Source organism: Roseibium sp. Sym1, assembly GCF_027359675.1.
Classification (GTDB): Bacteria; Pseudomonadota; Alphaproteobacteria; order Rhizobiales; family Stappiaceae; genus Roseibium.
The window spans coordinates 5,734,267-5,746,105 of record NZ_CP114786.1 but is presented as its reverse complement, the minus strand read 5'-3'; the positions used below and the strand labels follow the sequence as shown (position 1 = coordinate 5,746,105).

Here is an 11,839-nt window from a genome sequence, read left to right as displayed (position 1 = left end):
ATAGACAGTCCTTGGTGCCGTGCCGGCAGGTCGCGCAATCGGTTGTCGATGCCGGATCAGGATTGTTTTCCATACGTGAACTTGAACTTTTCACCGCCGATATTCGCAACGCCATGTCCACTTTGATAGTTTCTTTCGATGGTGAACCAAAAGGTTCCCGCGTTGCCGTCCGTGCATTTGAAGTTCCCTTTGCCGTATCCCTCGGCCAGGTCGTTCACTGAGTCAAAGCGACCGTTGCACTTCCTGCCTTTGTTGCTCTTGATGTTGAATTTTCCAGCTTGAAACCCGAGTGCATTGCCTTTGAACGTTTCGGTGCCGCTGGCATTGGTTCCCGTGACTTCAAATTTGCTGTTGCAACCGGCAAGGGCAAGGGCAAAGGCAGCGGCGGCAAGTACTGCAAGATATTTCATTGTCTATTATCCCGATGAATTGATCCTGGCGGCCACCTTCTACAGCGTTTTCCCGGCATGTCGAACCTGCCGCAAAAAAAAAGTCCAGACGGGCGCTCAACCCAGCAACGTCTGCAGGCCATGCCCAGCGATATACGCAATCCCGGCTGCGACCGTTCCAATCGCCGTGGTTTCCAGGCCACAGGCGATCCAGTGCCGCTGGGACCAGCGGGCGCGCAGCGAGCCGATTGCGAAAAACGCCAGCATGGTCAGGACGGTTGCCGTGCTGGCGCTAGCGGGCACGGGCAGAACGAAGGGAAGCAAGGGAATGGCGCCGAACAGGACAAAGGCGGCAAACGTGTAGAGTGCTGCCTTCAGAGGATTGCGCGTTGTGTCGGACAATCCGTATTCGCCCTGCATCATGATCTCGATCCAGGTGGACTTGTTGGAGGTTACCAGCGACACCAGTGCCTCGAGGCTGCTGCCCTCGAAGCCCTTTTGCAGAAAGATCTGCCGGATCTCCTCGCGCTCGCCTTCCGGCTCCAGATCGATGTGCTTTTCCTCGATCGCCCGCAGGCGTGCGTAATCCTCGTTCTCCGATTTCGAGCCGGTGTAGTTGGCGGCAGCCATGGAGAAGCCGTCGGCCAGCAGGTTCGCCACCCCGAGAATGAGGATCACGTTGCTGGACAGGCTTGCTCCGACCGAACCGGCAACGATCGCGAAGGTCGTGACGGCTCCGTCGATCCCGCCATAGACCCAGTCTCTCAGGTAGCTGGCGTCCGGACCCGAAGCGAGCCGGTTGGCAATGTCATTGGGTCTGTGGCTGTGCTCCAGGCGTGAAGAGGGCATGTCGGCTTCCTTCCGTTGCGTACAAAGCATGTTGTCGGCAGGGCATACCCGCAATGATCCTCCTCAAATGCATAAGCGTGGCCGGGACAATTGAATGCCGGGGCTGGGAGCCCAAATTCCCTGCAGAATCCGGCGCGTATTTTTGGGGATTTGCCCTGTGGCCTTGGAGGCGCATGGAGTGTATAAGGCCGCACGTTTGCCTTGTAGAGGCAGGCAAATACGAACGATAATGTCGCGGATGCCGCGTGTCGGGACTAAAATGAACCCGCGGGTCCACTGAGGAGTAGGAAGTATGGCGGAGAAATGGAGCCCGGACAGCTGGAGATCGAAACCGATCCTGCAGGTTCCGGAATACCAGGATCAAGAGGCTTTGGCGGATGTTGAACAGCGCCTGTCGACTTATCCGCCGCTGGTTTTTGCAGGTGAAGCGCGCGCGCTGAAAGCGCAGCTCGCCGATGTTGCGAACGGCAAGGGATTCCTGCTTCAGGGCGGCGACTGCGCCGAGAGCTTTGCCGAACACCATCCGGATCATATCCGCGATTTCTTCCGCGTCTTCCTGCAGATGTCGGTCGTTCTGACCTATGCGGCCAGCCAGCCGGTGGTCAAGGTCGGCCGGATCGCGGGCCAGTTCGCGAAGCCGCGCTCGTCCAACGTCGAGAAAAAGGGCGATGTCGAGCTGCCGAGCTACCGCGGCGACATCATCAACGACATCAATTTCACCCCGGAAAGCCGTATTCCGGATCCGGGCCGCATGGCGATGGCCTACCGCCAGTCCGCTGCGACCCTGAACCTGCTGCGCGCCTTCGCCCAGGGCGGTTTTGCCAATCTTGACCAGGTGCACCAGTGGATGCTCGGTTTCATCACCGACAGCCCGCAAGGGCACCGGTACAAGGAACTGGCCGACCGGATCACCGAGGCGCTGAACTTCATGCGCGCCTGCGGCGTCAATGCCGACAGCGTGCCGCAACTGCGCTCGACGGATTTCTTCACCAGCCACGAGGCGCTGCTGCTTGGTTATGAAGAAGCCCTGACCCGCGTCGACAGCACTTCCGGCGACTGGTACGCGACCTCCGGCCACATGATCTGGATCGGCGACCGGACCCGCCAGCCGGACCACGCCCATGTGGAATTCTTCCGCGGCATCAAGAATCCGATCGGCCTGAAATGCGGTCCCTCCCTGACACCGGACGGGCTTCTGGAGCTTGTCGACATTCTCAACCCCGAGAACGAACCGGGCCGGTTGACCCTGATCGCGCGTTTTGGTGCCGACAAGGTGTTCGATCACCTGCCGCAACTCGTGCGCGCTGTCGAGCGTGAAGGCAAGTCCGTCGTCTGGTCCTGCGATCCGATGCATGGCAACACCATCACGGCGGGCGGCTACAAGACACGTCCGTTCGACCGGATCCTGAAAGAGGTCGAGGCCTTCTTTGCCGTGCACCGTGCCGAGGGCACCCATGCCGGCGGCGTGCATGTCGAAATGACCGGCCGCAACGTGACAGAGTGCACCGGTGGCGCGCATGCCCTGACGGCGGAGCAGCTTGGCGACCGTTACCACACCCATTGCGATCCGCGTTTGAATGCGGATCAGGCTCTGGAACTTGCCTTCCTGATCGCGGAAAATCTCAAGAAGGAACGGGATGACCGCCGGGCGGAGCCGCTGGCTGCCAGCGCGTAGATACAGCGCATCCTTACGCGACGTTAACCTGAGGGGCGGCTTTTGCCGCCCTTTTTGATTGTTGCGTGCCATTTTTCTTGCCCGAACCCTCCCGGGGTAAGCCTCGCTTAACGCTCAAGGCGCATATCTGGACGCATGGGGATTTGGTCGAGAGGGGAGAAGGGTTGTGCGTGAGCAGTGGGATCTGACGAGGGTGTCCTGCCTGATTGCGGAAGACAATGCTCATATGCGCTCTATCCTGCGCTCGGTTCTCTCCGGCTTCGGCATCCGCTCGATCTACGAGGCAAGTGACGGTTCGGAGGCGCTCGAACTGGTCGTCGACCGCAAGCCGGACATCGTTCTGTGCGACTGGGCCATGAATCCGTTCGGCGGCAACGAGTTCCTTCGAATCCTGCGCAGCGACCGCGACCTGGTCATCAGTACGACGCCTGTCCTTGTCGTCACCGCGCACGCCAAGCGCGCGACCATTCTCGAGGCTATCGAGATCGGTATCCATGGATTTGTCGCCAAGCCGATTGCACCGGCGATCCTGTATCGGCACATCGGTGAAATTCTGGAACGTCAGGACATGCATGGCCGGTCCAGGGGCATTCACGGTCCCGGCCAGCAGCCTGCCTTGCGCAGGCTTGAGGTGACCGACCTGTCCGGTTTGAAGTCACCGGCCCCCGAACCGGAGCACGACGCTCTGGCGCTTCTGTAATCGCGCCCAACTGGTCTTTCGAAGCCGACGGGACGATTGCAAGCCGGGTGGCTTCCCGCTACACCGGAAAGCCATGTCACTTCCTGGTACTTTTCCGATGATTGCAGACCGTTTTCGACTGGCTGTCGCGCAGCTCAATCCCACCGTTGGCGATGTTGCCGGCAATGCCGACCTGGTGCGCAAGGCGCGCGAAGAAGCCGCCGCGCAGGGGGCCGACCTTGTGCTGACCTCCGAACTGGTTCTGGCCGGATACCTGCCGGAGGATCTGGTTTTGAAACCGGCCTTTGTCCGGCGCTGCATGGATGCAGCCGAAGCACTGGCGAAGGAAACCGCCGACGGTGGGCCGGGACTGATCGTCGGTTCTCCATGGTACGGGGAGGACGGCAGGGTCTACAACGCGGCCCTCCTGCTTGACCAGGGCGAGGTTCGGGCCGTCCGCTCCAAATATGACCTTCCAAACTACAGCGTCTTTGATGAAAAGCGCGTATTTGCAGCCGGGCCGCTGCCGGGACCAGTCGATTTCCGGGGAGTTCGCATCGGCCTGCCGATCTGCGAGGACATCTGGAACGACGAGGTCTGCGAATGCCTGGAGGAGACCGGCGCGGAACTGCTGCTGGTGCCAAACGGCTCGCCCTACTGGGAGAACCGTGCCGAGGAACGGTTGCAGGTGGTGGTCTCGCGGGTGGTCCAGACCAGCCTGCCGCTGATCTACTGCAACCAGCTGGGCGGCCAGGACGAACTTGTCTTTGACGGCGGCTCATTCGCGCTGCATGCCGACCGGTCGCTGGCCTTCCAGCTGCCGCAATTCGAAACGGCACTCGGCATCAGCGACTGGCGCCGGGACGGCGACACATGGATTTGTGAAAACGGCGAGGTGGCCAGGCTGCCGGACCTGGACGAGGCCAACTGGCGCGCCTGCGTGATGGGGCTGGGCGACTATGTCAACAAGAACGGCTTCCCCGGTGTGGTGCTCGGCCTCTCCGGCGGCATCGATTCCGCCATTTGTGCGGCGATGGCCGTCGATGCGCTCGGAGCGGACCGGGTCCACGCGATCATGCTGCCCTACCGCTACACCTCCGAGGAAAGCATCAAGGATGCCGCCGGCTGTGCGAAGGCACTCGGCATCCGCTACGACACGGTGCCGATCGCAGAACCGGTCGAGGGGTTCACCAGAGCCCTCGGCGACCTCTTCGCCGGCACCAATGAAGACACGACGGAAGAAAACCTGCAGTCCCGTGCCCGCGGCGTGATCCTGATGGCGGTGTCCAACAAGTTCGGCAAGATGGTCATGACCACGGGCAACAAGTCGGAAATGTCTGTCGGTTACGCAACTCTCTACGGCGACATGAATGGCGGCTACAATCCGATCAAGGATCTCTACAAGACCCAGGTCTACCACCTGTCGGCCTGGCGCAATGCCAACAGGCCGGACGGCCTGCTCGGGCCAGGCGGCGAGGTGATCCCGGCCAACATCATCACCAAGGTGCCGACGGCGGAACTGCGCGAGAACCAGACCGACCAGGATTCCCTGCCGCCCTATGACGTGCTCGACGATATTCTGGAATGTCTGGTCGAAGACGAGATGTCCGTGAACGACATTGAAAAACGGGGCCATGACAGGGCGCTGATCCACCGGATCGAACATCTTCTCTACATTGCCGAATACAAGCGGCGGCAGGCTCCACCCGGCGTGAAGATCACCGAACGGAACTTCGGCAAGGACCGCCGCTACCCGATTACCAACCGGTTCCGTGACCGGTCCTGAAGGGATTATCCGCATACCCGACCTCATCCTGAGGAGGACCGTCAGGTCCGTCTCGAAGGATCCGCTGCAAATTCTTGAACAAGTGGCCATCCTTCGAGACAGCGCTGACGCGCTTCCTCAGGATGACGAAAGTGTATGTGGTCGTTCAGGCCGGGTTTGAGAAAGCATTGCCCTGATGACCTATTTCACCTTCCTGCGCGACAACGCGCGCTGGCTCTCGGCCAGCTATCTGCTTGCCGTCTTTTCCGGCTTTGGGCAGACCTTTTTCATTTCGCTGTCCGGCGGTGACATTCGCGCCGAATTCGGCCTCAGCCATGGCGACCTGGGGCTGCTCTACATGCTGGCGACGCTCGGCAGTGCCCTGACGCTGCCCTATGTCGGCAAGAGCCTGGATCATTTTCCGGTCCGCTGGATCGCGGCCGTGGTCATGACCGGCCTGGCGCTGTTCTGCCTGGCCATGGCGAGCGCCTTTTCGGTCTGGATGGTCGCGATCGCCTTTTACGGCCTGCGCCTGTGCGGCCAGGGCATGATGACACACACCTCGGTCACCGCGGCGGGACGGTGGTTTTCCGTACAGCGCGGACGTGCCGTTTCAATTGCGATCCTGGGGTTCCCGACCGCCGAGGCGCTGTTCCCGATCTGCTTCGTTGTGCTCAACAACGCGTTCGGCTGGCGGGGCGCCTGGTCGGTATCGGCCCTGGCACTTGTGCTTCTGGCCATGCCGGTGATCCTGACCCTGCTGGCCCGGGATCGTGTGCCGAGCGCGACGGAAGTTTCTTCGGCGAAGCCGGAGGGCCGGCAATGGACCCGCAAGGAAGTGCTGCGCGATCCGCGTTTCTGGTTGGCCTCCCTCGGCGTGAATGCGCCGGCCTTCATCGGCACGTCCATCTTCTTTCACCAAGTCTACCTTGTGGAACTGCGCGGCTGGACACTCGAATTGTTCGCAAGCTCGTTCCTGTTCATGGCGTCGGGCGTCGTCTGCGCGTCCCTGGTCATCGGACCGTTGATCGACCGGTTTTCCGCACGTCACCTGTTGCCGTTCACGCTGGTGCCGCTGACATTGGCCTGCTTCGTGCTCGCGAACTATCACGCGCCGCCGGCCGCCTTCATTTTCATGTCCCTGGTGGGCATTTCCAACGGCTTCAACAGCACGCTTGTCGGCGCGCTGTGGCCGGAAGTCTACGGCACCAGGCACATGGGCGCGATCCGCTCGGTTGCGTTCTCGCTGATGGTCTTCGCCTCCGCCGCGGGACCGGGGCTGATCGGCTGGCTGATCGATGCCGGAATCGCCTTCGACCAACAGGTCACCGCCATGGGGCTCTACTGCCTCGGGTTCTGCCTCGTGCTTGCCGTGACCGCGCGCTCATACCGGAGTGTTCAACAATCTTGATGGCAGGAGCCGATTTTCGGTTGCTGCGCACATCATCACGGGCTAACTCAACCGCCATGACTGTCACTGTTCGTTTCGCGCCGTCTCCGACCGGCCACATCCATATCGGCAACAGCCGTCCCGCCCTCTACAACTGGCTGTTTGCCAGAAAGATGGGCGGCACGTTCATCCTGCGTTTCGACGACACCGACACGGTGCGTTCGAAGCAGGAATATGCCGTTTCCATCGAGAAGGACCTGCGCTGGCTCGGCATCGATCCGGACCGGATCGAGCGTCAGTCCGACCGGCTGGAGAGCTACGATGCCGCGGCCGGGAAGCTGAAGGACGCGGGTCTGCTTTATCCGTGTTACGAGACGCCGGAGGAGCTGGAACGGCGCCGCTCACGCCAGCGCGCGCTCGGCCGGCCGCCGGTGTATGACCGTGCGGGGCTGAAACAGACGGCAGAGGAGCGCGCCGCGTTCGCGGCGGAAGGCCGCAAGCCGCATTGGCGCTTCCTGCTGCCGAACCATGACGGCGATCCGTTCGAGACGAAACGCACGGATGTGGCCTGGTCGGATCTTTGCAGGGGCGATCAGGCGGTGGACCTGGCCTCCATGTCCGACCCGGTGCTGATCCGCGCGGACGGGTCCTATCTCTACACGTTCACCTCGATCGTCGACGATATCGAGATGGGCATCAGCCACATCATCCGCGGCGAGGACCACATCTCAAATACCGGTGTCCAGATTGCCATCTTCAAGGCAATGGACGCCGTGCCGCCGGTCTTCGGTCATCACAACCTGTTGACGACGCCGGACGGGGAGGGGCTTTCCAAGCGCAAGGGCGCGCTGTCGATCGGCTCGCTGCGTGACGAGGGCCTGGAGCCGATGGCCGTGGCCTCGCTTGCCGTGCTGACCGGTACCAGTCAGGCCGTCGAGCCACTTCCGACGATGGACGCGCTGGTGGAAAAGTTCGACCTGACCAGCGTGTCGCGGTCGGCCGCGAAATTCGACCTTGAAGAGCTGAAGAACCTCAATGCCCGGCTGGTGCACGAGATGCCCTTCGAAGCGGTCGAGGCCCGGCTGACGGATCTAGGCATCCGGCCAAGCAAGGCGTTCTGGGACACGGTGCGCGGCAATTGCGAAACCGTCGCCGATGCGCGCAGCTATTGGCAAGTCGTCAACGGACCGGTGACAGGCCGGGTCGAGGACGAGGACCGCGACTTTGTCTCAAGTGCCAGGGCATTTCTGCCGGAAGGCGAAATAACCGAAGACAGCTGGGGAGCCTGGACGTCGGCACTGAAGGCCGAGACCGGGCGCAAGGGGCGGGCCCTTTTCATGCCGTTGCGCCGCGCGCTGACGGGTATGGATCACGGTCCCGACATGAAGGCGCTGCTGCCGCTCATTGGGCGACAAAATATTCTGGACCGACTACCCTGACCGGCACTTCGCGGTCGGGCGCCTCACGCAGGCCGTCGTCATCAACCTGAAACACCGGCGCGAAGGCGGCGATTTCCTCGTCATCCGTTGCTGTCCGGGAGTGGACAGAAAGCACGGGGAGGCCGTCCCGAAGATCCGTGCCGGAGACGGCCTTGTCCCGCCCGGAGTTCAGCCGCGCCTTTGCCAGGCCAAGTCGGGCGGTCACGTCGTAGCCTTTTTCAAGATTGAAGCGCGTGTCCGGGTCCTCGTGGCGCGGCAGCTGGCTACGCTGCAAGGGGGGGCGGGCAAGCGGGGAAGCGGTGTTGCCCGGGTCGGCGTATGTGCTGCCGCGGCTGGGTTGCAGGCTCCGCCTTGGCAGGCCTGCGCTGATGTCGGAGAAGGACACCCTTGCACCGGTCCCCGTGCTCAGGTCGGTCCAGGCGGAGCGAAGTTTCGACTGGCGGCTCAGCCGGCAGCTGCAACCTTCCACGAATTCGGATTTGTAACGGTCGGCAAAGGGCTGTTCCGAATAGAGTTCACCGGCAAGCGACATCATCTCTGACTTGTCCCCGCCCGGATTGCGGTAGACATAGAGTTCTGTCCGGGACGCGGGACAAAGTTCGGAACAGCGTGCCTCGTCATTGGCGAATTGTCTTTTGCCTGTCGAATAGCTCACCGGGAAGAAATAGCCGTCGCAGGTGCGCACACACAGGGTCCGGAAGGTGCCGCCGGACGGCAGCCGGTGCTGTCCAGTACCGTTGCGAGTCTGTCTGCGGACCGCCGCGATTTCCCGGTCACCGGGCCTGGCTGCGACCGGCTCCGCCTGTGTCTCAGGATTGAACAGGCGGGCGAACAGGGAGCGGGGCTTGTCGCCGGTCCGCTGCCTGCGATTATCCGCGTTTCTGGCGGCCGGCTGCGTATTGCAGTTCTGCCGCGCGATAGCGGCGCGCACCTTGCGCAGGCGTTTTGCGTTGCCCGAACCGCCCCCTCCGGCCTTGGCGAGTTGACGTTCGATGGCTTTCAGGTTCGCGCGCATGCGCTTGATCTTGCCGTTGAGGCCGGTGCAGTTGGGTGAGGCGGATGACGCGCAGCCGAAATATCCCGCGTCGCGTTCTGCCGCGGCAAGGGCCTTTTGCTGCTGCCGTTTGGCGGTGCTCCATTTCCTGGCTGCGGCCGACTGGGGCGCGGAGCCGGATTCAAGCCGGCTCAGTTCGGACTTCAGGCTGGCGCAGCTTGCCGCCTCGGCCATTTCCACGCACAACACCAGCACCGCGCCGGCCGCAACGGCGCGCGCCAAAGTGACTGGCCTGGCAGTCCCGTGAAGTCCCATTTCCTGTCCCCTGCAGCGCTCTTCCCCACGCCGAGCCGGTTACGAACCGAGGTCAGCAGTATCGCTGCCGACCCTATCAATAGCAACGAAAGCTCTCACGTTAGGTTAATGCCGCCAGGGGGATACAGGCATCGGATTCAGTTGTGCCCGGGAGCGCCTGCTGCCCGGTGAAGGCGATCAAAAAGATCATCCAGGAGCGCCTTTTGTTCCTCCGTCAGGGCATCCTCCAGCTCCTGGGTATAGGCCAGGGCCCGGGGCACGATGTCCTCATAGACGGCAATGCCCTCTGCGCTCAGTTTCAGGGTCTGCTCACGCTGGTCCAGCGGGTTGGTGTCGCGCAGGATGAAGTTGCGCTTCTCGAGAGTGGCGACCGCGCGGCTGACCTTGGTCTTGTGCATCGAGGTCGCCTGGCTGACATCGCGCGCCGTCATGACCTCGCGTTCGCCGAGCATTGCCAGCACGCGCCATTCCGGAATGCCGATGCCGTACTTGTCGGCGTAGATCTTGGAGAACGACCGGCTGACCGTTTCTGCAAGCTGGTTGAGCCGATAAGGCAGAAAACCGCTCAGAACGAGGACGGGTTTCCGGCCCGGGGAGGGGCCGTTTCGAGCCGGTTTGGTGCCTTTTGGGTCGGACATTGTGCGCTGCCCCTTGGAGCTTTGTTAAGCCTGTTTGATACGATAGAAGAACATTGCCGCGTTCCGGCCATCTTCTGTCACTAGCAAGTATATCCACTTGAAAATCGCGGCAAAGACAACCCGCCCTGCTACGAAAAAGTGCGAGGCTGGCAAGCAAGATCGGCAGAGAGCTTTGGTTGGCGCAGTCTAATGGGGGCTGAATGCAGGACCTATCTGTTGATAAAGAAGGAATAGTTAAGGATTTCACCGGTGGAAAATTGCGAATCAGGCGTGGAAGCTGAGACGCTACAGTCAACAGAAAAAGGCATGGCGAATGCCGTGTGGAGAATGGCAGGCAGTCAGGCAGCTGGCAGGAAAGCGAGACCGCGATGGTAGTGATGACAAACGGGTCGGAAGCAGCCCCGGGCGCAAACGAGCAGTTCGAGTCTCTCGGACGCGGCTGCTACGCCTTCAGTGCGGATGGCTGCTCGAACACGGGCGTGGTCATCGGCGAACGCGGCGTTCTCGTCATCGACGGCCAGGCGACGCCGGCCATGGCGGAAAGGGCTCTTGCACGGATCCGCGAGCTGACGGACAAGCCTGTGAAATCGCTTGTTCTGACCCATTTTCACGCGGACAACACGCTCGGGGCCGCAGCGTGTGAAGCAGGCGAAGTGATTGCGTCCGACCTGACACGCCGGATGATGGAAACGCGCGGCGCGGAAGATATTCGCGTATCCCGGGAGCGGGACCCGCGCCTGTTTTCGGATCTGCCGGCCGATGCCGAAACAAGCATGCCGTCGATGACGATCGCCTCGTCCATGACAATCGATCTTGGTGGACTGGATGTTCGCCTGATGCACCTGGGACGTGCTCACACGATGGGAGACCTCGTGGTCTGGGTTCCCGAAGCCGGCGTGATCTATGCCGGTGATCTGGTTCAGAAATCCGCGATCCCCTATTGCGGCGACGCCCATCTTGCGGACTGGCCGCGTGCGCTTGACCGCATCACGGCCTTCCGGCCGACGACCCTGGTGCCCGGCCGCGGCCGGATTGCAGAGGGTGCCCAGGCGGTGGCAACGGCTGTCGAGACCACCCGGGACTACGTCACGACCTTGCGCGATGCCGCAGCGGCCTGCGTGGAACAGAGCCTGGGCCTGAAGGACACTTACCTGGCGGTCAAGGATGCACTGTCTTCGCGCTTTGCCGCGAAGGACGATTTCGAGTTTCATTTGCCGCTGAATGTCGCCCGCGCCTATGACGAGGCGCTCGGTCTCGATCAACCCCAGGTCTGGACGCGGGAACGGCTTGCCGATCTGCGGGACGCGCTTGAAGGCGCGGCCTCCGCGGCGGAGACCGTCTCCGAAGAGACGATCGAGGCGCCAGCCGAAACGGTTGAGGCGGTGGAAGACACGCCGGCCGAGGCAACCGCCGAGGCACCGGGAGCCGAAGCACCCGATCTGGTATCCGACAGTGATTTCGCGGCCTCCCTGGCCCTGGAACCGGAAGAGGGGCAGGGAGAGGACGAGGTGTCCCTGGACCTGTCCGAAGAAGATATCGTCGAAGACGACGAGAGCTCCGAGCCTTCCCCTGAAAGTGCCGAGGAGGACCGCAAGGTCCTGGAAGACGCGCGTTAGGCTGTCGTGACACATTAACGACAACCTGGAGCAACCGCTCCGGATCAGATTTCAAGATACGCTGCACGCGCCACCTGGCGCGTGTTTGTT

General features: G+C 62.0%; 10 protein-coding genes. 6 read left to right on the top strand and 4 right to left on the bottom strand.

Annotation, left to right across the window (positions count from 1 at the left end; translation table 11 throughout):
* Window positions 1–56: 56 nt before the first annotated feature.
* Together O6760_RS26640 and O6760_RS26635 are read right to left on the bottom strand one after the other, a co-directional pair.
* Window positions 57–410, bottom strand: coding sequence for a hypothetical protein (locus tag O6760_RS26640; protein WP_269582677.1), 354 nt, complete (start codon window positions 408–410; stop codon window positions 57–59).
* 96 nt (window positions 411–506) lie between these two features.
* Window positions 507–1,238 carry a VIT1/CCC1 transporter family protein gene (locus tag O6760_RS26635; RefSeq protein WP_269582676.1) on the bottom strand — a complete coding sequence of 244 codons (732 nt, stop codon included), beginning with the start codon at window positions 1,236–1,238 and terminating at the stop codon, window positions 507–509.
* Window positions 1,239–1,530: 292 nt separating this feature from the next.
* Here O6760_RS26635 and O6760_RS26630 point away from each other — a divergent pair, with 292 nt between their 5' ends.
* The 5 genes from O6760_RS26630 (at window position 1,531) to gltX (ending at window position 8,186) form a co-directional block, all read left to right on the top strand.
* Window positions 1,531–2,913 (top strand): class II 3-deoxy-7-phosphoheptulonate synthase, encoded by a 1,383-nt coding sequence (locus O6760_RS26630; RefSeq protein ID WP_269582675.1) that lies wholly within the window; start codon window positions 1,531–1,533, stop codon window positions 2,911–2,913.
* A 166-nt stretch (window positions 2,914–3,079) separates the two neighbouring features.
* The gene (locus tag O6760_RS26625) at window positions 3,080–3,613 is read left to right on the top strand and encodes a response regulator (protein WP_269582674.1); all 534 of its coding nucleotides are present in this window, start codon (window positions 3,080–3,082) and stop codon (window positions 3,611–3,613) included.
* A 97-nt stretch (window positions 3,614–3,710) separates the two neighbouring features.
* Complete coding sequence (locus O6760_RS26620) at window positions 3,711–5,378, top strand: NAD+ synthase (protein ID WP_269582673.1); 1,668 nt, start codon at window positions 3,711–3,713, stop codon at window positions 5,376–5,378.
* A 175-nt stretch (window positions 5,379–5,553) separates the two neighbouring features.
* Complete coding sequence (locus O6760_RS26615) at window positions 5,554–6,768, top strand: MFS transporter (protein ID WP_269582672.1); 1,215 nt, start codon at window positions 5,554–5,556, stop codon at window positions 6,766–6,768.
* Between the two features lie 56 nt (window positions 6,769–6,824).
* Window positions 6,825–8,186 (top strand): glutamate--tRNA ligase, encoded by a 1,362-nt coding sequence (gltX, locus tag O6760_RS26610; protein WP_269582671.1) that lies wholly within the window; start codon window positions 6,825–6,827, stop codon window positions 8,184–8,186.
* Here the strand turns inward: gltX and O6760_RS26605 are convergent.
* Both O6760_RS26605 and O6760_RS26600 read right to left on the bottom strand, forming a co-directional pair.
* Window positions 8,149–9,495, bottom strand: a complete 1,347-nt coding sequence (locus tag O6760_RS26605) for a DUF2865 domain-containing protein (RefSeq protein WP_269582670.1) — start codon at window positions 9,493–9,495, stop codon at window positions 8,149–8,151. The genes gltX and O6760_RS26605 overlap by 38 nt on opposite strands.
* Window positions 9,496–9,632: 137 nt before the next feature.
* Window positions 9,633–10,133 carry a MarR family winged helix-turn-helix transcriptional regulator gene (locus O6760_RS26600; RefSeq protein WP_269582669.1) on the bottom strand — a complete coding sequence of 167 codons (501 nt, stop codon included), beginning with the start codon at window positions 10,131–10,133 and terminating at the stop codon, window positions 9,633–9,635.
* Between the two features lie 368 nt (window positions 10,134–10,501).
* Between O6760_RS26600 and O6760_RS26595 the strand changes: the two genes are divergently transcribed.
* On the top strand, window positions 10,502–11,749 hold the full coding sequence (locus tag O6760_RS26595) for an MBL fold metallo-hydrolase (protein ID WP_269582668.1): 1,248 nt from the start codon (window positions 10,502–10,504) through the stop codon (window positions 11,747–11,749).
* Window positions 11,750–11,839: the final 90 nt, after the last annotated feature.

What these genes read in the sequence shown, in the direction of transcription:
- O6760_RS26640 (WP_269582677.1), bottom strand. Translation starts at nt 410, where the DNA reads ATGAAATATCTTGCAGTACTTGCCGCCGCTGCCTTTGCCCTTGCCCTT.
- O6760_RS26635 (WP_269582676.1), bottom strand. Translation starts at nt 1,238, where the DNA reads ATGCCCTCTTCACGCCTGGAGCACAGCCACAGACCCAATGACATTGCC.
- O6760_RS26630 (WP_269582675.1), top strand. Translation starts at nt 1,531, where the DNA reads ATGGCGGAGAAATGGAGCCCGGACAGCTGGAGATCGAAACCGATCCTG.
- O6760_RS26620 (WP_269582673.1), top strand. Translation starts at nt 3,711, where the DNA reads ATGATTGCAGACCGTTTTCGACTGGCTGTCGCGCAGCTCAATCCCACC.
- O6760_RS26615 (WP_269582672.1), top strand. Translation starts at nt 5,554, where the DNA reads ATGACCTATTTCACCTTCCTGCGCGACAACGCGCGCTGGCTCTCGGCC.
- gltX (WP_269582671.1), top strand. Translation starts at nt 6,825, where the DNA reads ATGACTGTCACTGTTCGTTTCGCGCCGTCTCCGACCGGCCACATCCAT.
- O6760_RS26605 (WP_269582670.1), bottom strand. Translation starts at nt 9,495, where the DNA reads ATGGGACTTCACGGGACTGCCAGGCCAGTCACTTTGGCGCGCGCCGTT.
- O6760_RS26600 (WP_269582669.1), bottom strand. Translation starts at nt 10,133, where the DNA reads ATGTCCGACCCAAAAGGCACCAAACCGGCTCGAAACGGCCCCTCCCCG.
- O6760_RS26595 (WP_269582668.1), top strand. Translation starts at nt 10,502, where the DNA reads ATGGTAGTGATGACAAACGGGTCGGAAGCAGCCCCGGGCGCAAACGAG.